Origin of the sequence: Streptomyces sp. Ag82_O1-12, from assembly GCF_900182715.1 — a bacterium.
In the GTDB taxonomy this organism is placed as follows: Bacteria; Actinomycetota; Actinomycetes; order Streptomycetales; family Streptomycetaceae; genus Streptomyces; species Streptomyces massasporeus.
In genome coordinates, this window is the sequence record NZ_FXUW01000001.1 from 5,916,065 (window position 1) to 5,937,641 (window position 21,577).

18 protein-coding genes are annotated in these 21,577 nt (G+C 69.8%); 10 read left to right on the top strand and 8 right to left on the bottom strand.

The features are described from left to right. The first annotated feature begins 43 nt into the window (after positions 1-43). Together QOL88_RS27305 and icmA are read left to right on the top strand one after the other, a co-directional pair. Positions 44-382 carry a DUF3817 domain-containing protein gene (locus tag QOL88_RS27305; RefSeq protein ID WP_031105037.1) on the top strand — a complete coding sequence of 113 codons (339 nt, stop codon included), beginning with the start codon at positions 44-46 and terminating at the stop codon, positions 380-382. A gap of 116 nt (positions 383-498) precedes the next feature. Continuing rightward, positions 499-2,199 (top strand): coenzyme B12-dependent isobutyryl-CoA mutase large subunit, encoded by a 1,701-nt coding sequence (icmA, locus tag QOL88_RS27310; protein WP_097220680.1) that lies wholly within the window; start codon positions 499-501, stop codon positions 2,197-2,199. 58 nt (positions 2,200-2,257) lie between these two features. On the opposite strand, the gene QOL88_RS27315 is transcribed toward icmA, so the two are convergent. Continuing rightward, positions 2,258-2,869, bottom strand: coding sequence for a TetR/AcrR family transcriptional regulator (locus QOL88_RS27315; RefSeq protein ID WP_097220681.1), 612 nt, complete (start codon positions 2,867-2,869; stop codon positions 2,258-2,260). A gap of 234 nt (positions 2,870-3,103) precedes the next feature. Here QOL88_RS27315 and QOL88_RS27320 point away from each other — a divergent pair, with 234 nt between their 5' ends. The 4 genes from QOL88_RS27320 (at position 3,104) to QOL88_RS27335 (ending at position 7,380) form a co-directional block, all read left to right on the top strand. After that, positions 3,104-4,081, top strand: coding sequence for a tetratricopeptide repeat protein (locus QOL88_RS27320; RefSeq protein ID WP_097220683.1), 978 nt, complete (start codon positions 3,104-3,106; stop codon positions 4,079-4,081). 621 nt (positions 4,082-4,702) lie between these two features. After that, positions 4,703-5,335 (top strand): DUF6230 family protein, encoded by a 633-nt coding sequence (locus QOL88_RS27325; RefSeq protein ID WP_097220684.1) that lies wholly within the window; start codon positions 4,703-4,705, stop codon positions 5,333-5,335. A gap of 118 nt (positions 5,336-5,453) precedes the next feature. Then, a complete protein-coding gene (locus tag QOL88_RS27330; protein WP_097220686.1) occupies positions 5,454-6,017 on the top strand; it encodes a DUF6114 domain-containing protein in 564 nt (187 codons plus the stop codon). Beyond that, positions 6,007-7,380: a prolipoprotein diacylglyceryl transferase gene (locus QOL88_RS27335; protein ID WP_097220687.1), complete on the top strand. Its 1,374-nt coding sequence runs from the start codon at positions 6,007-6,009 to the stop codon at positions 7,378-7,380. The genes QOL88_RS27330 and QOL88_RS27335 overlap by 11 nt, the downstream gene beginning before the upstream one ends. Before the next feature lie 111 nt (positions 7,381-7,491). Here the strand turns inward: QOL88_RS27335 and pyk are convergent, their stop codons facing one another. The 3 genes from pyk to pta all read right to left on the bottom strand — a co-directional run bounded on the left by pyk (position 7,492) and on the right by pta (position 12,307). Then, positions 7,492-8,919: a pyruvate kinase gene (pyk, locus tag QOL88_RS27340; RefSeq protein ID WP_097220689.1), complete on the bottom strand. Its 1,428-nt coding sequence runs from the start codon at positions 8,917-8,919 to the stop codon at positions 7,492-7,494. A gap of 74 nt (positions 8,920-8,993) precedes the next feature. Further along, on the bottom strand, positions 8,994-10,208 hold the full coding sequence (locus tag QOL88_RS27345) for an acetate kinase (RefSeq protein ID WP_097220690.1): 1,215 nt from the start codon (positions 10,206-10,208) through the stop codon (positions 8,994-8,996). After that, a complete protein-coding gene (gene pta, locus QOL88_RS27350) occupies positions 10,205-12,307 on the bottom strand; it encodes a phosphate acetyltransferase (RefSeq protein WP_097220692.1) in 2,103 nt (700 codons plus the stop codon). Before pta ends, QOL88_RS27345 begins: the two co-directional genes overlap by 4 nt. Positions 12,308-12,529: 222 nt before the next feature. Here pta and QOL88_RS27355 point away from each other — a divergent pair, with 222 nt between their 5' ends. After that, positions 12,530-13,555, top strand: a complete 1,026-nt coding sequence (locus QOL88_RS27355) for an ATP-dependent 6-phosphofructokinase (RefSeq protein WP_097220694.1) — start codon at positions 12,530-12,532, stop codon at positions 13,553-13,555. A 46-nt stretch (positions 13,556-13,601) separates the two neighbouring features. Here QOL88_RS27355 and QOL88_RS27360 read toward each other — a convergent pair whose 3' ends face one another. Then, positions 13,602-14,360, bottom strand: coding sequence for an XRE family transcriptional regulator (locus QOL88_RS27360; protein WP_373559309.1), 759 nt, complete (start codon positions 14,358-14,360; stop codon positions 13,602-13,604). A gap of 168 nt (positions 14,361-14,528) precedes the next feature. Between QOL88_RS27360 and QOL88_RS27365 the strand changes: the two genes are divergently transcribed. From QOL88_RS27365 to QOL88_RS27375, 3 genes are all read left to right on the top strand, one after another. Further along, on the top strand, positions 14,529-14,987 hold the full coding sequence (locus QOL88_RS27365) for a PPOX class F420-dependent oxidoreductase (protein WP_179878976.1): 459 nt from the start codon (positions 14,529-14,531) through the stop codon (positions 14,985-14,987). Positions 14,988-15,351: 364 nt separating this feature from the next. Then, entirely contained in the window at positions 15,352-16,689 is a 1,338-nt protein-coding gene (locus QOL88_RS27370) for a gluconate:H+ symporter (protein WP_097220700.1), read from the top strand. Between the two features lie 26 nt (positions 16,690-16,715). Continuing rightward, complete coding sequence (locus QOL88_RS27375) at positions 16,716-18,053, top strand: enolase C-terminal domain-like protein (RefSeq protein ID WP_097223205.1); 1,338 nt, start codon at positions 16,716-16,718, stop codon at positions 18,051-18,053. 344 nt (positions 18,054-18,397) lie between these two features. On the opposite strand, the gene QOL88_RS27380 is transcribed toward QOL88_RS27375, so the two are convergent. Genes QOL88_RS27380 through QOL88_RS27390 form a run of 3 tightly spaced genes read right to left on the bottom strand, consistent with a single transcriptional unit; the run spans position 18,398 to position 21,535 of the window. Next, entirely contained in the window at positions 18,398-19,225 is an 828-nt protein-coding gene (locus QOL88_RS27380; protein WP_097220701.1) for a carbohydrate ABC transporter permease, read from the bottom strand. Positions 19,226-19,230: 5 nt separating this feature from the next. Next, positions 19,231-20,151 carry a carbohydrate ABC transporter permease gene (locus QOL88_RS27385; protein WP_097220703.1) on the bottom strand — a complete coding sequence of 307 codons (921 nt, stop codon included), beginning with the start codon at positions 20,149-20,151 and terminating at the stop codon, positions 19,231-19,233. A 16-nt stretch (positions 20,152-20,167) separates the two neighbouring features. After that, positions 20,168-21,535, bottom strand: coding sequence for an extracellular solute-binding protein (locus QOL88_RS27390; protein ID WP_097220705.1), 1,368 nt, complete (start codon positions 21,533-21,535; stop codon positions 20,168-20,170). Positions 21,536-21,577: the final 42 nt, after the last annotated feature.

Below are 21,577 nucleotides of genomic sequence, written 5' to 3' on the forward strand. Positions count from 1 at the left end.
CCCGGGGCAAGATCCCCCGGAACGGGTCGTTACGCTCGACGGCATGAAGAAGAGCGTGCTGACCCGCTACCGGGTCATGGCCTACGTCACCGGTGTGCTGCTCGTCGCCCTGACCCTCGGCATGATCGGCAAGTACGTCCTCGATCTGGGCGGCGCCGCTGACTTCACGCAGGTGGTCAGCATCGCGCACGGCTGGTTGTACGTCGTCTACCTGATTTTCGCCTTCGACCTCGGCTCCAAGGCGAAGTGGCCGGTCAAGAAGCAGTTGTGGGTGCTGCTGGCCGGCACGATCCCCACGGCCGCGTTCTTCGTGGAGCGCCGGATCAGCCACGAGCTGGAGGGCAGGCTCGCCGAGGACGCGCCCGCGCCCGTCAAGGCCTAGCCAGGCGCGTTCCGGGACCGTCGCACGTGTGCGTGCGGCGGTCGTTCTCACCCGTTCGCCAGGTCACTCCCGTCAGCCATCGACATTTACTAGGACGTCCAAGTAAATTCGGGGGTATGGACGCTGACGCCATCGAGGAGGGCCGCCGCCGCTGGCAGGCCCGGTACGACGCCGCTCGCAAGCGCGAGGCCGACTTCACCACGCTCTCCGGCGACCCCGTGGAGCCGGTGTACGGGCCGCGGCCCGGTGACGCCTACGACGGGTTCGACCGGATCGGCTGGCCCGGGGAGTACCCCTTCACCCGCGGCCTGTACGCGACCGGCTACCGAGGGCGGACGTGGACCATCCGGCAGTTCGCCGGGTTCGGCAACGCCGAGCAGACCAACGAGCGCTACAAGATGATCCTCCGCAACGGCGGAGGCGGGCTCTCCGTCGCCTTCGACATGCCGACGCTCATGGGCCGCGACTCCGACGACCCGCGCGCGCTCGGCGAGGTCGGGCACTGCGGCGTCGCCATCGACTCGGCCGCCGACATGGAGGTCCTGTTCAAGGACATCCCGCTGGGCGACGTCACGACGTCGATGACCATCAGCGGCCCGGCCGTCCCCGTCTTCTGCATGTACCTCGTCGCCGCCGAGCGGCAGGGCGTCGACCCGTCCGTCCTCAACGGCACGCTCCAGACGGACATCTTCAAGGAGTACATCGCCCAGAAGGAGTGGCTCTTCCAGCCCGAGCCGCACCTGCGGCTCATCGGCGACCTCATGGAGCACTGCGCGGCCGGCATCCCCGCGTACAAGCCGCTGTCCGTCTCCGGCTATCACATCCGCGAGGCCGGGGCGACGGCCGCGCAGGAGCTGGCGTACACGCTGGCGGACGGCTTCGGGTACGTCGAGCTGGGCCTGTCGCGCGGGCTGGACGTGGACGTCTTCGCCCCCGGCCTGTCCTTCTTCTTCGACGCGCACGTCGACTTCTTCGAGGAGATCGCCAAGTTCCGCGCGGCCCGGCGCATCTGGGCCCGCTGGATGCGCGACGTCTACGGCGCCAAGTCCGAGAAGGCCCAGTGGCTCCGCTTCCACACGCAGACCGCCGGTGTCTCCCTCACCGCGCAGCAGCCGTACAACAACGTCGTACGGACGGCCGTGGAGGCGCTGGCGGCCGTGCTCGGCGGGACGAACTCGCTGCACACCAACGCCCTCGACGAGACCCTCGCCCTGCCGAGCGAGCAGGCGGCGGAGATCGCGCTGCGCACCCAGCAGGTGCTGATGGAGGAGACCGGCGTCGCCAACGTGGCCGACCCGCTGGGCGGTTCCTGGTACATCGAGCAGCTGACCGACCGGATCGAGGCGGACGCGGAGAAGATCTTCGAGCAGATCAAGGAGCGCGGGCTGCGGGCGCACCCCGACGGGCAGCACCCCATCGGCCCGATCACCTCCGGGATCCTGCGCGGGATCGAGGACGGCTGGTTCACCGGAGAGATCGCCGAGTCGGCGTTCCGCTACCAGCGGGCCCTGGAGAAGGGCGACAAGCGGGTCGTCGGCGTGAACTGTCACGACGGGTCGGTCACCGGGGACCTGGAGATCCTGCGGGTCAGTCACGAGGTGGAGCGCGAGCAGGTCCGGACGCTGGGCGGGCGCAAGGCGGCCCGTGACGACGCCGCGGTACGCACCGCGCTCGACGCCATGCTGGCCGCCGCCCGCAGCGGCGCCAACATGATCGAGCCGATGCTGGACGCGGTACGGGCGGAGGCCACGCTCGGCGAGATCTGCGGCGTGCTGCGGGACGAGTGGGGGGTCTACACGGAGCCCGCGGGGTTCTGACCCGCGCGCCCGTCCATCTGGCGGGCGCTGGTCGCCCAGCCCGTCCGTCCGTCCGGCGCTAGTCGCCCAGCCCGTGCAGGAGCACCCTGGTGAAGCCGCGGACCCATTCCTCGTCCGCAGGCTCCGCGCTCACCAGGGTGCGGTGGACCACCGCACCCGCCACCATGTCGAAGATCAGGTCCACCGTGCGGGCGGACGAGCCGGGGTCCGGCTCCGCGGGGAGTTCACCCCGGGCCTGGGCCCGCGCGCGGCCCTCCACGACCAGGCGCTTCTGGCGGTCGACGACCGATGCCCGGATGCGCTCCCGCAGGGCCTCGTCGCGGGTGGCTTCCGCCACCACCGCCATCAGGCCGCTCTTCGCCTCCGGGAGAGCCAGGATCGTGGCGAATTGCAGGACCACACCCTCGATGTCGGCGGCCAGGGAGCCGCGGTCGGGGAGTTCCAGCGCGTCGAAGAGTTCCGCGACGGCGTCGACGACCAGTTCGTTCTTGCCCGCCCAGCGGCGGTAGAGCGTGGTTTTCGCAACCCCGGCCCGCGTCGCGACGTCTCCCAGGGTGAGCTTGGACCAGCCCAGTTCCACGAGAGCCTCACGCGTCGCGGCCAGGATCGCGGCGTCCGCCGTGGCGCTGCGCGGACGCCCGGTGCGGCTGGCTGGGCTGCGGCTCTGCATCGCACGACCATAAACCGGCGGTTCCTGTGCGGCCGTGAGGGAGATCACCGGGGGGTGGTGTCCCGGCACCCCGGCATGGCATTACGCTACGACTCGTAGCGAAAGCTCGTGATGGACGTACACGGGCCTTGGCACACGCGGCGTGGGGTGGGGACCCGGCGCCGAAGGGCACGGACCGGCCCGGCTTTCACACCGTTTTTCACACGCGCGCGCAGGACGGGGGAGGATAGGCGCATGCAGCCACGGAACATGTCCATGAGCGGAGTCGTCGACCTCGCCGCGGTGAAGGCGGCCCAGGAGGCCAAGGCGAAGGCGGAGCAGGCGCGCGCGCAAGCAGCCCGGGAGGGCGGCGGGACGGGGGCGATCTCCCCGGCCGATCTCGTCATCGACGTCGACGAGGCGGGGTTCGAGCGGGACGTCCTGCAGCGTTCCGCCGAAGTGCCCGTCGTCATCGACTTCTGGGCCGAGTGGTGTGAGCCCTGCAAGCAGCTCAGCCCGGTCCTGGAGCGGTTGGCCGTCGAGCACAACGGCCGATTCCTGCTCGCCAAGGTCGACGTCGACGCCAACCAGATGCTGATGCAGCAGTTCGGCATCCAGGGAATCCCCGCGGTGTTCGCGGTCGTCGCGGGGCAGGCGCTGCCGCTCTTCCAGGGGGCGGCGGGCGAGGCGCAGATCCGCCAGACCCTGGACCAGCTGGTGCAGGTCGGCGAGCAGCGCTTCGGTCTGACCGGTCTCACCGTCGACCCCGAGGCCGCGCCGGGCGGCGCCCCGGCGGCTCCCGAGCAGCCGGCCGGTCCGTACGACGGGCTCCTCGAGGCCGCCGTGCAGGCGCTGGACTCGGGCGACCTGGCCGGTGCCGTCCAGGCGTACAAGAACGTGCTCAACGAGGACCCGGGCAACGAGGAGGCCAAACTGGGTCTCGCGCAGGCCGGGTTGCTCCAGCGGGTGCAGGGCGTCGACCCGCAGCAGGTACGCCGGGACGCGGCCGACAAGCCGGCCGACGTGCAGGCGCAGATCGCCGCCGCCGACCTGGATCTGGTGGGCGGCCATGTCGAGGACGCCTTCGGCCGGCTCATCGAGACCGTGGGGCGCACGGTGGGTGACGACCGGGACACCGTGCGGATGCGGCTGGTGGAGCTGTTCGAGGTCGTCGGGCCCGATGATCCTCGCGTGATCGCGGCACGCCGGGCCCTGGCGCGCGCCCTGTTCTGACCAGTCGTTAAACGCGCGGGCTGGTGGTGCCCGCGTGAAAAGTTCGACCACAGAGGGTCACCGCGGCCGCGTTTTACCAAAACTTGGTAATCGCGGCCGCTGTTACTACGAGTAAGTCATGGGCGTTGATCTGTCGGATTCTGTCCATCGATCAACAGCTTTGCACCGCCCCCCGGCAGCACCCTGCGTGGCCGACCGAGACCGATGGGTCGTTGTTCGGTTATCCGGCCGTTACTAGCCGGTAACGAACCCCCTTGTGCGGGCGGCGAGAATGCACCACGATCGGCCACGCTCGGTCCATTCCCGTACCCCGGCAGCCGGTTGGGTCGCGGGACAACCTGGGTCCCCACCGAGCAGAGCCGGCGGCAGTGGCGCCGGCTCTTGGACAGGGGGGTCTTCGCCCTTCCGGCGAAGCCTGTCCAGCAGGGTTGTGCGTGATGCGTGTCAGGCGCGACCAGTGGTTGTCGCTCGGGGGTGATCGCCGGTGATTCGGGCGCGGATGCGCCGCCGAGTGCAGGCGCTCTCCTTCCCGAGGACGTAGCACTTCTCCCATCCCTGCCCGGCTGAGCCGCCAATCGGGGCGAGCCAGGGCAGGAGATGTACGTCCGAGAAGGAGGAAATATGGAGTCCCAGGTGCGTGGCGGGACCAGATGGAAGCGGTTCGCTGTGGTGATGGTGCCCAGCGTCGCCGCCACGGCTGCGATAGGTGTCGCCCTCGCGCAGGGCGCTCTCGCCGCGTCGTTCAGTGTCTCCGGGCAGTCGTTCAAGGTCTCGACCGACCAGCTCGTCGGAGAGGGCTTCTCGCAGTACGGCGCCCTCGATGAGGGATACACGATGGACGGCAAGAAGGCCGTTCACCCGGTCGCCGTCTCGTCGTTCAAGCAGGCGACGATCAAGAACCTGTGCCAGTCGGTCGTCACCCCGAACATTCCGGTGCTCGGGAACGTCAGCCTGATCCTGCGTGCGGGTCAGGGTGCGAAGCCGGTGGAGGCCCAGAACCTCTACATCGACGTCGCCGACCTCAGCGCCGATGCGACGTTCGAGAACATCGACATCGGTGTGGCGGCCAAGGACGCCAACAAGGGTCCGGCCATGCGGAAGGGCGAGTCGGCCAACCCGTACGGCTTCGCGCAGCAGGCGGACAGGGCGACCCTGACCGACGTGAAGCAGACGGCGTGGGCGACCACCGCCGGAACCTTCAAGCTCAGCGGCCTGAAGATGTCGCTGTCGACAGGTGTCAAGGAGTGCTACTAAGCACTCGATGACGGGCGGGGGAGCCGGTGGCGCCCCCGCCCGTCCACCTTCCGGCCGCGCCTTCACGCGGGGCCCACATCACCACCACAGCAACGCTGTACCAGGGAGCTGTTTTTCCATGAGCGCCGAGACTCCTGCCGCCACCGGCCAGTTCACCGTCCGGAGGCAGCAGTTCCGCGCCTGGCGGGGTGAGCGGCCGTTCTGGGCCGGGCTGTTGGTTCTTCTCAGCGGACTGCCCATCGCCTACTTCCCGTACGCGAACCTCCAGATCGGTCACCTGACGCTGGCGATGGCGACCACCGCGGGTGCCGGGTCCCTGATCATCGGCGTGCTGCTCGTCGTACTGGGCGTGAGCCTCTGGTTCCAGAAGCACGTCCGCGTCTTCGCGGGAGTCGCGGCGATCCTGCTGGCGCTGGTGTCCATTCCCGTGTCCAACCTCGGCGGCTTCCTCATCGGCTTCCTCCTCGCCCTCGTGGGCGGGGCGATGGCCGTGGCCTGGGCGCCGGGCGCACGTCCCGCGGGACAGTCCGCCGCGATGGCCAGCACCGGCACGGGCGGGACTCCCGAGGCCACGGACCACGACACCACGGTGCTCCGGCCCGTGGGCGGGGTGGACGAGCCGAACGATCTGTCAGGAACGAACCCGGCCAACGGGGCGAACGGGAGGCACAGTGCCGGCTGACGAGGTGACCCACGGGGCTGATGTGGAGGCGTCCCGTGTGAGAACCGGGCCGCGCCACGCGGCACCCAAGAAGCCGCTGTTCACCAGGTTCAACAGGCCGGCCGGCAAGGCGATAGCCATGGCGGCGATGCCGACGGCGGTGCTCATGGGCATGGGCTTCACGTCGACGCTCGCCATAGCCGACAGCGACACCCCGGCTGCGCCGACCTCCAAGAGCCTGACGGCGGACGAGTACAAGGACTGTGTGGCGGCCCTGGAGGACTCCGACAAGGAGTCCAAGGGCGACGAGTCCGCCTCGCCCACGCCGTCCCCCTCGGCGAGCGACGGCGCGACCGACGAGAAGGACGACCAGGGCGGCACCGCCCCGAAGCCGTCCCCCTCGGGTGGTACGGACGCGAACAACGGCGGCTCCTCTTCGTCGGATTCAGGTTCCGGCGACAAGGCCGAGCCGAAGCCGACCCCGTCCACGAGCGCGCCCGCCACCGGCGGCGACGACGCGGCCGCCACCCCGTCCCCCTCGCCGTCCGAGAGCGGCGGCAACATCCTGGAGGACATCGGCGACGCGATCGGCGGCATCTTCAACGGCGGAAAGGACGGGGACAAGGACGAGGCGAGCCCCGCCCCGACCCCCTCGGCGTCGCAGAGCACCGAGAAGCCGGCCGAGGACGCCTCGGACGCCGTGAAGGACACCACGGACAAGGCCACCGGCGCGGTCGAGGACACCGTCAAGGACACCACCGGCAAGGCGTCCGACACGGTGAAGGACACCGGCAAGACGGCGCAGGACACCACCAAGGCCGTCGAGAAGGCGGCCGAGGACGCGGCGGAGAAGGCGAAGGAGGCCACCGCCTCGCCCAGCCCCTCCCCGAGCGCCACCACGGACGCCGACGACTGCCCGGCCGCCACCGAGGCCGAGGGCGGCGTCGACAACAAGGTGCCGCTGCCGGACGACCCGTGGTTCCTCAACGCCAGCTCGCTGACGCTGAAGGGCGCCGACTACAAGGGCGTCGTCGAGGTGCGGACCGCCAACGGCACCGTCAAGAAGGTGCTGAAGTACGTCATATCCGGCGGCACCGACATCGGCGACCTGCACCAGACCGTCCAGGACAAGCAGGCCGGCAAGACCTACCACGTGCAGGCGGCCAAGGGCTCGACGTCCACGATCCGCGACGGCGACACCGTGATGTACACGGAGAGCATCTCCGGCAACCTGCTCGGGTTGATACCGATCACGTTCGACCCGGAGCACCCGCCGCCGCTGAACATCCCGCTGATCTACTTCACCAACGTGAAGGTCCAGCAGGCCGGCCAGTTCGGCGGGACCCTGCACGTGCCGGGGCTGCACAACTTCGTCACCGACTGAGCGCCCCTCAGAGCCCGTTCGGGAGCCGCACACATCGAGGGGCAGGGGCGCCCCCTGGAATCCAGGGGGCGCCCTCGGTGCCGTCCAGGGGCCTTCACGGCCCCTGACGGATCAGCCCTTGGCCTCGCCCAGGTGGTGGACCCGCACCATGTTGGTGGTGCCGGGCACGCCGGGGGGCGAACCGGCGGTGATGACCACGATGTCGCCGTCGTTGAAGCGGTTCAGCTTCACCAGCTCCTGCTCGACGAGGTCGACCATCTCGTCGGTGCTGTTCACGAACGGCACCACGTACGGCTCCACGCCCCAGCTCAGCGCCATCTGGTTGCGGGTGCCCTCGTCGGTGGTGAAGGCGATGATCGGCTGCACCGCGCGGTAGCGCGAGAGACGGCGGGCGGTGTCGCCGGACTGCGTGAAGGCCACCAGGCCCCGGCCGCCGAGGAAGTCGGCGATCTCGCACGCGGCCCGGGCCACCGAACCGCCCTGCGTGCGCGGCTTCTTGCCCGGCACCAGCGGCTGCAGGCCCTTGGACATCAGCTCCTGCTCGGCCGCGGCGACGATCTTCGACATCGTCTTCACGGTCTCGATCGGGTACGCGCCCACGCTCGACTCGGCGGACAGCATGACCGCGTCGGCGCCGTCCAGGATCGCGTTGGCCACGTCGGAGGCCTCGGCGCGGGTCGGACGGGAGTTGGTGATCATCGACTCCATCATCTGGGTCGCCACGATCACCGGCTTGGCGTTGCGCCGGCACAGCTCGATCAGGCGCTTCTGCACCATGGGGACCTTCTCGAGCGGGTACTCGACGGCCAGGTCACCGCGGGCGACCATCACACCGTCGAACGCCATCACGACGTCCTCCATGTTCTGCACCGCCTGCGGCTTCTCCACCTTGGCGATGACGGGGACGCGGCGGCCCTCCTCGTCCATGATGCGGTGCACGTCCTGGACGTCCTTGGCGTCCCGGACGAAGGACAGCGCGACCAGGTCGCAACCCATCCGGAGGGCGAAGCGGAGGTCCTCGATGTCCTTCTCGGACAGGGCGGGCACGTTGACGGCCGCGCCGGGCAGGTTGATGCCCTTGTGGTCGGAGATGACGCCGCCCTCGATGACGATCGTCTTGACCTTGGGGCCCTCGACCTCGGTGACCTTCAGCTCGACGTTGCCGTCGTTGATGAGGACCTGGTCGCCCTTGGTGACATCGCCGGGCAGGCCCTTGTAGGTCGTCCCGCAGATCGTCTTGTCGCCCGGGACGTCCTCGGTGGTGATGGTGAACTCGTCACCGCGCACCAGCTCCACGGGACCCTCGGCGAAGGTCTCCAGACGGATCTTCGGGCCCTGGAGGTCGGCGAGGACCCCGATGGCCCGGCCGGTCTCCTTGGCGGCGGCACGGACCCGGTCGTACCGGCCCTGGTGCTCGGCGTGGCTGCCGTGGCTGAAGTTGAAGCGGGCCACGTTCATGCCGGCTTCGATCAACGCGACAAGCTGATCGTGGGAGTCGACCGCAGGGCCGAGAGTACAGACGATTTTCGAACGGCGCATGGGCGCGATCCTATCGGTTTGTTTCGCAACGGAATATTCCGTCTGGCGGAAAATGCAAAAGGGCGGCAGGCCGCTCAGGTGTGATTCCCCGAACCAATTACCAGCGCGTAGGTCTGTGTCGCGATCTCCAATTCCTCGTCAGTAGGTACCACCGCCACCGCGACCCGGGCGCCCTCGGGCGAGATCAGCCGCGCCTCGTCGCCGCGTACGGCGTTGCGCTCGCCGTCCACCGCCAGGCCCAGCTCCTCCAGCCCCGCCAGGGCGGCCGCCCGCACGGGAGCCGCGTTCTCGCCGACACCGGCCGTGAAGGCGACCGCGTCCACCCGCCCGAGTACGGCGTAATAGGCGCCGATGTACTTCTTCAGCCGGTGAATGTAGATGTCGAACGCCAGCTCCGCCTGCTCGTCGCCCTCGTCGACGCGGCGGCGGATCTCCCTCATGTCGTTGTCACCGCACAGACCGATCAGGCCGCTCTTCTTGTTGAGAAGAGTGTCGATCTCGTCGGCGGACATTCCACCAACACGCATCAAATGGAAGATGACGGCCGGGTCCATGTCTCCCGAGCGCGTACCCATCACGAGCCCCTCCAAAGGCGTCAGCCCCATGGAGGTGTCCACGCAGCGACCGCCCCGTACGGCCGAGGCGGACGCCCCGTTGCCCAGGTGCAGCACGATGACGTTCGTCTCGGCGGGGTCCTTGCCCAGCAGCTCGGCGGTGGCCCGGGAGACGTAGGCGTGCGAGGTGCCGTGGAAGCCGTAGCGCCGCACGCGGTGCTCGTCGGCGGTCTTCACGTCGATCGCGTAGCGGGCGGCCGACTCCGGCATGGTCGTGTGGAACGCGGTGTCGAACACGGCGACCTGCGGCAGGTCCGGGCGCAGCACCTGGGCCGTGCGGATCCCGGTGAGGTTGGCGGGGTTGTGCAGCGGGGCCACCGGGATGAGCCGCTCGATCTCGGCGAGCACGGCCTCGTCGATGACGGTCGGCTCGGTGAAGAACTTCCCGCCGTGCACCACCCGGTGCCCGATCGCGGCCAGTTCGGGCGAGTCCAGGCCCAGGCCGTCCTTGGCGAGCTCCTCGGCGACGGCCTTCAGGGCGGCGTCGTGGTCGGCGATCGCACCACCGCGCTCCCGGCTCTCGCCGCCGGCCGGGGTGTGCTTCAGCCGGGACGTCTGCTCGCCGATGCGCTCGACCAGGCCCACCGCGAGCCGGCTGCTGTCGCGCATGTCGAGCAGTTGGTACTTCACCGACGAGGAGCCGGAGTTGAGGACGAGGACACGGGTGGGGCTCACTGGGCGGTCGCCTTCTCGCTCGGGGACGGGGCGGGCATCTGGGCCTGGATCGCCGTGATCGCGACGGTGTTCACGATGTCGGAGACCAGGGCGCCCCGGGACAGGTCGTTGACCGGCTTGCGCAGACCCTGGAGCACGGGGCCGACGGCGATCGCGCCGGCCGAGCGCTGCACGGCCTTGTAGGTGTTGTTGCCGGTATTCAGGTCGGGGAAGATCAGCACGCTCGCCTGCCCGGCGACCTCGGAGCCGGGCAGCTTGGTCGCCGCGACCGACGGCTCCACCGCGGCGTCGTACTGGATCGGGCCCTCGATCTTCAGGTCGGGCCGGCGCGCGCGGACCAGCTCGGTGGCCTCGCGCACCTTGTCGACGTCGGCGCCGGAACCCGAGGTGCCGGTGGAGTACGACAGCATCGCGATCCGCGGCTCCACACCGAACTGCTCGGCCGTGGTCGCCGACTGGATGGCGATGTCCGCGAGCTGCTCGGCGTTCGGGTCCGGGTTGACCGCGCAGTCGCCGTAGACGAGGACCTTGTCGGCCAGGCACATGAAGAAGACGGACGAGACGATGTCGGCGTCCGGCTTCGTCTTGATGATCTCGAACGCCGGGCGGATGGTCGCGGCCGTGGAGTGCACCGAGCCCGACACCATGCCGTCGGCGAGGCCCTCCTGGACCATCAGCGTGCCGAAGTAGTTCACGTCGGAGACGACGTCGTACGCCAGCTCCACGGTGACGCCGCGGTGGGCGCGCAGGTCCGCGTACTTCTCGGCGAAGGTGTCGCGCAGTTCGGAGGCGGCCGGGTCGATCAGCTGGGACTCGCCGAGGTCGACGCCCAGATCGGCGGCCTTCTTGCGGATCAGGTCGACCGGGCCGAGCAGCGTCAGTTCGCACACGCCCCGGCGCAGCAGTACCTCGGCGGCGTGCAGCACGCGTTCCTCGGTGCCCTCGGGCAGGACGACCCGGCGCAGGTCGGAGCGGGCCTGCTCCAGCAGCTTGTGCTCGAACATCATCGGCGTGACGCGGTCGCTGCTCGGCGCGGAGACGCGGCGCGCGAGGTCGACGGTGTCGGCGTAGCGCTCGAACAGGCCGAGGGCCCGCTCGGCCTTGCGCGGGGTGGCCGCGTTCAGCTTGCCCTCCAGGGAGAACAGCTGCTCGGCGGTGGGGAAGCTGGTGCCGGCCACCGACAGCACCGGGGTGCCGGGGGCGAGGCGGTCGGCGAGGGTGAGTATGTGCTCGCCGGGCACCTCGTCCAGGGTGAGCAGCACACCCGCTATCGGCGGGGTGCCGGCGCTGTGCGCGGCGAGCGAACCGACGACCAGGTCGGCGCGGTCGCCCGGGGTGACCACGAGGCAGCCCGGGGTCAGGGCGCCCAGGAAGTTCGGCAGCATGGCGCCGCCGAAGACGAAGCCGAGCACGTCCCGGGCGAGCCCGGAGTCGTCGCCCAGCACCACCTTGGCGCCGAGGGCGTGGCCGATCTGCGAGACGGTCGGCGCGGACAGCGCGGGCTCGTCCGGCAGGACGTAACAGGGCACGGGCAGCCGGGAGTCGAGCTGGCCGGCGATCTCGTCGCGGTCCTCGCGGGCCACCCGGTTGGCGACCATGGCCAGGACGTCGCAGCCCAGGGTGTCGTAGGCGCGGTAGGCGTTGCGCGTCTCGGCGAGCACGGCCTCGACGGTCTGCTTGCGGCCGCCGACGACCGGGATCACGGACGCGCCGAACTCGTTCGCCAGCCGGGCGTTGAGCGACAGCTCGTCCGGCAGCTGCGTGTCGGCGTAGTCGGTGCCGAGGACCAGGACGACGTCGTAGTCCCGCGCGACCAGGTGGAAGCGGTCGACGAGGGTGGACACCAGCTCGTCGGTCCCGGCCTCGGCCTGGAGGGCGGACGCCTCGTGGTAGTCCATGCCGTAGACGGTCGCCGGGTCCTGGGTGAGCCGGTAGCGGGCGCGCAGCAGCTCGAAGAGGCGGTCGGGTCCGTCGTGGACCAGGGGACGGAAGACACCGACCCGGTCGACCTGCCGGGTGAGGAGCTCCATGACCCCCAGTTCGACGACCTGGCGTCCGTCGCCGCGGTCGATGCCGGTCACGTACACGCTGCGGGTCACGCGCGCTCTCCGTTTCGTCTCGATTGGGGGGCAGGCCTCACACCCACTGCTTTCCAGCCAGGGGCACAAAAATCGCCCACCGAGGTGAGCAGAACCCTCTTGACAATACCTCTGCCGCTAGATAAGGCGCCCGTCAGAGCAGGGGTTCCGCGACGGGCTGTGGAGCGTGAAACAATCGGCAGTGGCTCACCGGTGTCAACAGCGAGCAGGAGACACAGCACGATGCGTATCGGAGTTCTCACCGCAGGCGGCGACTGCCCCGGCCTGAACGCCGTGATCCGGTCGGTCGTGCACCGGGCGGTCGACAACTACGGCGACGAGGTCATCGGCTTCGAGGACGGCTACGCCGGCCTGCTCGACGGCCGCTACCGCAGCCTCGACCTGGAGTCAGTCAGCGGCATCCTGGCCCGCGGCGGCACCATCCTCGGGTCGTCCCGGCTGGAGCGCGACCGGCTGCGCGAGGCCTGCGAGAACGCCTCCGACATGATCCACGAGTTCGGCATCGACGCGCTCATCCCGATCGGCGGCGAGGGCACGCTGACGGCCGCGCGCATGCTGAGCGACGCCGGCCTGCCCGTCGTGGGTGTCCCGAAGACGATCGACAACGACATCTCCTCCACGGACCGCACCTTCGGCTTCGACACCGCCGTGGGCGTCGCCACCGAGGCGATGGACCGGCTGAAGACCACCGCCGAGTCCCACCAGCGGGTGATGGTGGTGGAGGTCATGGGCCGGCACGCGGGCTGGATCGCCCTGGAGTCCGGCATGGCGGCCGGCGCGCACGGGATCTGCCTGCCGGAGCGGCCGTTCGACCCGGCCGACCTCGTGAAGATGGTCGAGGAGCGGTTCTCCCGCGGCAAGAAGTTCGCGGTCGTCTGCGTCGCCGAGGGCGCCCACCCCGCCGACGGCTCCATGGACTACGTCAAGGGCGCCATAGACAAGTTCGGCCACGAGCGCTTCCAGGGCATCGGCACCGCCCTCGCCCACGAGCTGGAGCGGCGCCTCGGCAAGGAGGCCAAGCCGGTCATCCTCGGCCACGTCCAGCGCGGCGGTGTGCCGACCGCCTACGACCGGGTGCTCGCCACGCGGTTCGGCTGGCACGCGGTGGAGGCCGCGCACCAGGAGCAGTTCGGCAGGATGACCGCCCTGCGCGGGACGGAGATCGTGATGGTGCCGCTCGCGGAGGCCGTGACCGAGCTGAAGACGGTGCCGAAGGACCGCATGGACGAGGCCGAGTCGGTCTTCTAAGGGCTTCAGGGGCTCAGGGCCTCAGGGGCTTGCAGGGGTCGGTCTTCTATCCGGCCTCCAGGTCGGGGTCGTCCTGGAGCTTCATCCAGAAGTGCTCCACGATCCGGTCGAGGAAGTCCTGGCCGGCACCGCCCGCGTCACCGCTGCCGCCGCCCCAGCTCAGAGTGGCCGCCATGTGCCCCTGGTAGTCCTCGTGCAGGCCCCGCAGGGCATCCTCCAACAACCGCCGGTCCAGGGGCACGAGTTTGGCCACCGGGCGGACATAGGCCTGCCAGCGGGTGGTGGCGGCGCTGCGCAGCAGCTCGCCGAGTCTGCCGTCGCGGCCCGTGACCGTGACGAGGTCGGGCAGGCCGAGCCCGAGCAGATCGGCCAGGGCGGCGGACTGGCGGTCCGTGCCGCGCCAGGAGTCGGTCTCCTCCATGCGCAGATACGCGAGCACGTCGTGCCCCACGGCCCGGGCCACGTCCTCGGGGGCGAGGCAGCGGGCGATGCGGTGTTCGCGCAGAGTGCGAGGTCTGCCGATGAGTTCGGCGGGCGAGCACCACAGCACGCCCGCGAGCGCGGTGAGTTCGGAGTTGGTCGGGGCGGCTGCTCCCCGTTCCCAGGCCATCACGTGGTCCGGGGTGACGTGGGGGTGCCCGTACGAGACGCGCATGCCGTGGGCGACGTGCTCGGGGGCCATGCCGAGGGCCGCGCGCAGCCGGCGGGCGGCCGGGGCGTTGAAGGGCGGGGCCGTGGGGGCGGACTGGGGTGGAGGAGGCGGGGGCTGGCTCGGTCGGGCTGAAGGTCGGCGCACGGCCCACAAGCTAGGGCGGCGGGAGTGGGCTGACTACGGTCTGTTCGGCCAGGATCACGGATTGTACGAACCTACGGCTACCGGCGGGTTCGACCGGGGCTGAAGATCGCCTGTCGGCGGCGGTCCGGGCGGGGCGAGGATGGCGCCGGGCCCGATGATCACGGGCCCGGAAAGGCAGTGACTCACGTGAACGGCAAGCTCAACGGGCATATTCGCGAGCGTCTCCTCGCGCCGAACTTCTGGCATCTCGCGACGGTGGGGGTGGACGGGGCGCCCCAGGTGTCGCCCATGTGGGCGGACGTCGAAGGGGAGTACGTCATGGTCAACACCTCGATGGGGCGGGTGAAGGAGGAGAACCTGCGGCGCAATCCGTACGTTTCGCTGTCACACCATGACCCGGCGAACCCGTACGACCGTGCCGAGATCCGCGGAAAGGTCGTGCGGTTCGTGGAGGGGGAGGTCGCGGAACGGGCGATGGACCGGCTGGCGCGGAAGTACCTCGGTGAGGACCGGTACCCGTGGCTGCTGCCCGGCGAGCGCCGGGTGATGCTGCTGATCGAGCCGACGCGGGTGCGGAGGCTGGAGGGGGTCGAGCCGTTCCGGGCCGGCGTATTGCCGGAGGGGACGGCCGGCTGACCCCCTCGGGGAAGATGTGGCCGACGGAACGGAGCGCCCGGCGAGCAGGTCTCGCCGGGCGCTCCGGTGTGTGGGGCGGGCGGGGTCTCGCTTGGCGCTGCGGTGTGTGGGGCGAGTGGGGTCTCGTCGGGCGCTTCGGTGTGTGGGGCGAGCGTGGCCTCGCGTGGCGCTCCCGTGTGTGCGGCGAGTGGGGCTCGCCCGGCGCTTCGGGGTGCGGTGAACCTGTCGAGGTGTCGAGGCGTGATCGTCCGACCCATTGACCCTGATCCGTTCACCCACTTAGCCTCCATCTTCATACGTGGACGCCGTCTCCATAGAGAGACGGCCTCCCAGGGATGGGTCATCGGTTCAAAGGGGAACTGCCTTGCCTCTGCTCGTCGTAGGGATCAGCGTCCTGATCCTCCTGCTCCTCATGACCAGGCTGAGACTGAACGGCTTCGCGGCCCTGCTGCTCGTGGCGGTGGGGGTCGCGCTCGTGCAGGGCATCCCCGTGGCGACCATCCCGGACGTCCTCTCCGAGGGCATCGGGGACCAGATCGGCGACACCATGCTGACCATCGGGCTCGGCGCGATGGTGGGCCGTGTGATGGGGGACTCGGGCGCCGCCCAGCGCATAGCCGGCAAGCTCCTCGATGCCTTCGGGCCGCGCTGGGTCCAGGTCGCCATGGTGGTCACGTCCATGCTGATCGGCGTGACCATGTTCTACGAGGTCGCGTTCATCATCATCGTGCCCATCGCGTTCACGCTGGTCAGGGTCACCGGAGCGAAGCTGCTGTGGGTCGGCCTGCCGATGTCCATCGCGCTGTCCACCATGCACAGCTTCCTGCCGCCGCACCCCGGCCCCACCGCCGTCGCCGCGGCCTTCCACGCCTCCGTCGGACTGACCCTGTTCTACGGCCTGTTCATCGCCGTGCCCGTCGGCGCGCTCATCGCCCTGACCTGGCCCCGGCTCCCGTTCGTCGCGCGGCTGTCGCCGTCCATCCCCAAGGGCCTGGTCAGCGAACGCGAGTTCACCGACGAGGAGATGCCCGGTCTCGGCTGGTCCCTGTTCGTGGCGCTCTTCCCCGTCGTGCTGATCGTGGCCGCCGCGGTGACCGACATGGCCACGTCGGGCGAGAGCCCCCTGCTGCACGCCGTCGCGTTCATCGGGTCGGCGCCGATCGCGCTGCTGCTGACGCTGTGCCTGGCGGTGTGGGCCTTCGGGCCGCGGATCGGGCGCAGCCTGAGCGACGTGGGAGCGTCCTGTACGTCGGCGGCCCAGGCGATGGCGATGATCCTGCTGGTCATCGGCGCGGGCGGAGCGTTCAAGAACGTGCTGGTCGAGGGCGGTATCTCCGACTACATCAAGGACGCCACGGACGGCTGGTCCATCTCGCCGATCGTGCTCGCCTGGCTCGTCGCGGTCATCCTGCGCATCGCGCTCGGCTCGGCGACGGTGGCGGTCGTCACCGCCTCCGGTGTCGTGCTGCCGCTGCTCGCCGGGAGCGGGGCCCACCCGGAGGTGATGGTGCTGGCCGTCGCCTGCGGCTCCATCGCGTTCTCGCACGTGAACGACCCCGGGTTCTGGCTGTTCAAGGAGTACTTCAACCTGTCGGTCATCGAGGCGATCAAGGTGCGGACGTCCTATACGACGGTGCTGGCCGTGCTCGGGCTGGGCGGGGTGCTGGTCGTCGAGTGGGTGCTCGACGCGCTGAGTCTGTGAACCGGATCTTCGAGAAGGGGCAGTTGATGAACATCGGGAAGCAGCCGACCGTCACGGCGTTCGCCGTCTATCCCGTCGCCGGGCGGGACAGCATGGAGCTGAATCTCTCCGGCGCGCACGGGCCGTACTTCACCCGCAACGTCGTCGTGCTCACCGACTCCGAGGGGCGGACCGGGCTGGGGGAGGTGCCCGGCGGGGAGAAGATCACGCGGACGCTGCGGGACGCGGAGCCTGTCGTCGTCGGGGCGAAGGTCGGCGACTACAAGCGGGTGCTGCGCGAGATCGGGGAGCGGTTCGCCGACCGGGACGCGGGCGGGCGGGGTGCGCAGACGTTCGACCTGCGGACCACGGTGCACACGGTGACGGCGGTCGAGTCGGCGCTGCTGGACCTGCTGGGGCAGCACCTCGACGTGCCGGTGGCGGCGCTGCTGGGGGACGGGCAGCAGCGGGATTCCGTACGGGTGATGGGCTATCTGTTCTACGTGGGTGACCCGGACCGGACGGATCTGGAGTACGTGCGGGAGCCCGGCTCTTCCGTGGAGTGGTACCGGGTGCGGCACGAGGAGGCGTTGTCGGCCGAGGCGATCGTGCGGCAGGCCGAGGCGGCGTACGCGCTGTACGGGTTCCGGGACTTCAAGCTCAAGGGGGGTGTGCTGGAGGGGGCCGAGGAGGTCGCCGCGGTCCGGGCGCTGAAGCGGCGCTTCCCGGAGGCGCGGGTCACGCTCGATCCGAACGGGGCGTGGTCGCTGCGGGAGGCTGTCGAGCTGTGCCGGCCGTTGGTGGGGACGCTCGCGTACGCCGAGGATCCGTGCGGGGCGGAGGGCGGGTATTCGGGGCGGGAGGTGCTGGCGGAGTTCCGGCGGGCCACGGGGTTGCCGACCGCGACGAACATGATCGCGACGGACTGGCGTCAGCTGGCTCATGCGCTGGCTCTGCAGTCGGTGTCCATTCCGCTGGCCGATCCGCACTTCTGGACGATGCAGGGGTCGGTGCGGGTGGCGCAGTTGTGTGAGGCGATGGGGCTGACGTGGGGGTGTCACTCCAACAACCACTTCGACATCTCGCTGGCGATGGTGACGCACTGCGGGGCGGCGGCGCCGGGGGAGTACAACGCGCTGGACACGCACTGGATCTGGCAGGAGGGGCTGGAGCGGCTGACCGTCGAGCCGCCGCGGATCGTGGGGGGAGAGGTCGCGGTTCCGGATGCGCCGGGGCTGGGGGTGCGGGTGGACATGGAGCGGTTGCTGGCGGCGCATGAGCTGTACCGGGAGAAGGCGTTGGGGGCGCGGGATGACGCGGTGGGGATGCGGTATCTCGTGCCGGGGTGGTCGTTCGATGCGAAGCGGCCGTGTCTCGTGCGGTGACGCCTGCGGCGGGCTGTGCGGGGGGCGGGGTGCGCGTTCGTTTTGCCTTCGCGGTGGGTGTGGGTCGGGGCCGCGCCGGGGGGTGTCCGTCCTCGGAACGGCGCGATGGGGTGCCATACCGACTGACTGGCGTTGACGCGCCAACCGCTGCGGGCGGACACCCCCCGACACGGCCCCTTCTCGCCGTACGCGGGTGCGGGCCGCCCCAGCTGCGGGCATGCGTGCCGCTGGGGGCGGCACGGGTGGGCGTGGGGGTCCCCCCTGCTCGAGCGAAGCCGAGAGCTTGGGGGAGGCACCCCGTCCCGCCGGGCTGCGGGCCCACCCGGCCTTGGCAGTCGTGCTGTTCAGCCCTTGACCGCGCCTCCCAGGGCGAAGCCTCCTCCGAGGCGGCGGGCTATGAGGACGTACAGGAGGATCACCGGGGTCGAGTAGACGATGGAGAACGCTGCCAGCTGGCCGTACGCCACCATGCCGCGGTTGCCGAAGAAGTCGTTGATGCTGACCGAGGCCGGCATCTGGTCGGGGGTGAGCAGGAGCATGAAGGGGACGAAGAAGTTGCCCCACATCATGACGAAGGAGAAGACCGTCACGACGGACACGCCCGGGCCCATGAGGGGGAGGACGATGCGGAGCAGGGACTGGAAGGCAGAGGCGCCGTCGGTCCAGGCGGCCTCCTCCAGTTCCTTCGGTACGCCGTCCATGAAGTTCTTCATCAGCCAGATGGCGAAGGGGAGTTGGGACGCGGCGAAGAAGAAGATCGTGCCCTGCATGGTGTCGATCAGGTTCACCTGCACGAAGAGCGCGTAGACCGGAACCATGATCGCGGTGATGGGCAGGCTCGTGGCGAAGAGGATCGTGAGGAGGAAGGGGCGGTTGAAGCGGGAGCGGAAGCGCGAGAGGGGATAGGCGGCCAGGGCCGCGCAGACCACCGTCAGCAGGGTCGCGCCGCCGCACAGGATCAGGCTGTTGAGGAGCGGCGTGAAGGTGATCTCGGGGGTGAGTATCGCGTCGAAGTTGTGCAGGGTCAGGCCGTCGGGGGTCTTCACCCTCAGGTTCGCGTGGGGGTCCAGGGCCGAGAGGATCACCCAGGCGAGGGGGAGGACGAAGGCCGCGGCGACCACGAGGAGGCCCGCGTCCGCGGCCAGGCGGCGTGTCGTGCGGCGGGAGGCCATGCGCGTCAGACCTCCGTTCGCAGCAGGCGCAGGTAGATGAGGGAGAAGAGCGAGCCGACCAGGAGCAGGAGCAGGGCGACCGCCGTGCCGTAGCCGATCAGGCTGTTCTGGAAGGCCTGTTCGTACATGAAGAGCGGCAGCGTCTGAGACCTGCCGCCCGGGCCGCCCCTCGTCATCACCCAGATCAGGCCGAAGACGGAGAGGGTCTGGAGGGTGTTGAGCATCAGGTTCGTGCCGATGGAGCGGCGGATCATGGGGAGCGTGATGTGCCACATGCGGCGCAGGCCTCCGGCTCCGTCGACCTCCGCCGCCTCGGTGATCTCCTTGGGGATCTCGTTCAGCGCGGCCGAGTAGACCAGCATCGAGAAGGCCGTACCGCGCCAGACGTTGGCGAAGGACACCGCCAGGATGGGGAGGGTGAACAGCCAGTTCTGGGAGGGCAGGTGCAGCCAGTCCAGGATGGCGTTCAGGGTGCCCTCGCGACGGAAGAAGGCGTAGAGGAGGAAGCCGGCGACGACCTCCGGCAGGACCCACGCAGTGACCACGATGCCGCCGGTGAGGGTGCGGACCGGCTTCGACGCGCGCTGCATCAGCGCCGCCAGGGCGAGGCCGAGCGTGTTCTGTCCGATCAGGGAGGACAGGACGGTGAACACCAGGGTCAGCCATACGGCGTTGAGGAACGCCTCGTCGCCGAAGGCCCGGGTGAAGTTGTCGAAGCCGACGAACGACTCCTGGGCCTGGCCGGTGAGCTCGAGGTCGGTGAAGGCGATGGAGACGCAGTAGGCGATGGGGCCCGCGAGGAAGAGGAGCAGGAGGACGATCGCGGGGGTGAGGGGGAGGATCCGCACCGGCAGGCGGGGGCCGCGTGCCGGGCGGGAGGCGTCGGGGGTTTTGGTCGGCCGGGGGTGGGGTGCCGTGGCGGTCATGCCCGGAGGTCCTCGCTCACCGCTCGACCACCTGGTTGTCCGTCGCGTCCTTCAGCGCGTCCGTGTACGAGCCCGTCGCCTCCTCCACCGACGTGTCGCCCGTGGTCACGCCCTCCATCGCCTCCTGGATGGCCGTGGAGACCTTGGGGTAGGCCGGGTAGGCGGGGCGGTAGTGCGTCGTCGACACCAGGTCCGTGAAGAACTTGATGCCGGGCTGGGCGTCGACGTAGGCGGGGTCCTCGGCGACGTCCTCGCGGACCGCGATGCCCGAGTTGGCGACGTACCACTTCTGCGCGTTGGCCTTGGTCTGCATCGTCTTGACGAACTCGAAGGCCAGGTCCGGGTTGCCCGCCTTGGCCGGGATCGACCAGGTCCAGCCGCCGGACATGCTCACCTTGCCGGGCGCCTGCCCGTTCTGCGTGGGCATGGCCGCCAGGCCCAGTGTCTTCGACCACTCGGGCCACGCGTGGCCGCTGCCGGGCAGCCAGTCCTGGGGGAGCCAGGAGCCGTCGAGGGCGATGGCCAGCTTGCCCTGCGGGAGCCACTCGCCGCGGACCCGGGTCATGACGTTCGGGTCGAGGGCGTCCGAGACGTCCGGGCCGAGCTTCTCCTTGTAGACCGTCTCGACGAAGGACAGGGCGTCCTCGAAGTTGCGGCCGCCGGCGATCCACTTCTTGGAGGTCTTGTCGTAGAGGGGATCCGTGCCGCCGTCGCCCGTGCCGTAGAGCAGCATCTCGAAGGTCTGCATGGTGGCCGCCTCACCGACCGGTTTGCCGGTGTAGGCGTTGAGCGGGATGACGTCGGGGACCTTCTTCTTGATGGTGCGGGCGGCGGTGAGGACGTCGTTCCAGGTCTTCGGCTGCCAGTCGGCGGGCAGGCCGGCCTTCGCGAAGATGTCCTTGTTGAACCACAGGCCGCGGGTGTCGGTGCCGTCGGGGACGCCGTACGTCTTGCCGTCCTCGCCCTTGGCCGCCGCCTTCGCCGTGTCGATGAACTTGTTCCAGTCCGGCCACTTGGCGAGGTAGGGGTCGAGGGGCTTCAGATAGCCGCTGGTGATGTCCGAGTTGATGAGGAACGTGTCCTCGTAGACCAGGTCGGGGGCGGTCTTGGGGGAGCGGAGCATCTGCTGGAGCTTGGTGTAGTACTCCGAGTCCGGGGCCTTGATCGGGACGAGTTCGACCTTCTTGCCGGGGTGGGCCTTCTCGAACTGCTTCTTGATGTCCGCGAGATAGGTGTCCATCACCTTGATGGAGTTGTCCGTGGACTGTTTGAAGGAGACCTTCACGGTGTCCGGGTCGCTGCCGGATCCGCCCCCGCAGGCGGTGAGCGTGGTTGCGGCGAGGGCCAGGGCGACGAGGGGTGTGAGGGCGGCGGTGGGGCGCACGGCAACGACCTCCTACGGGCGCACTTCGTTGTGGCCGGGACG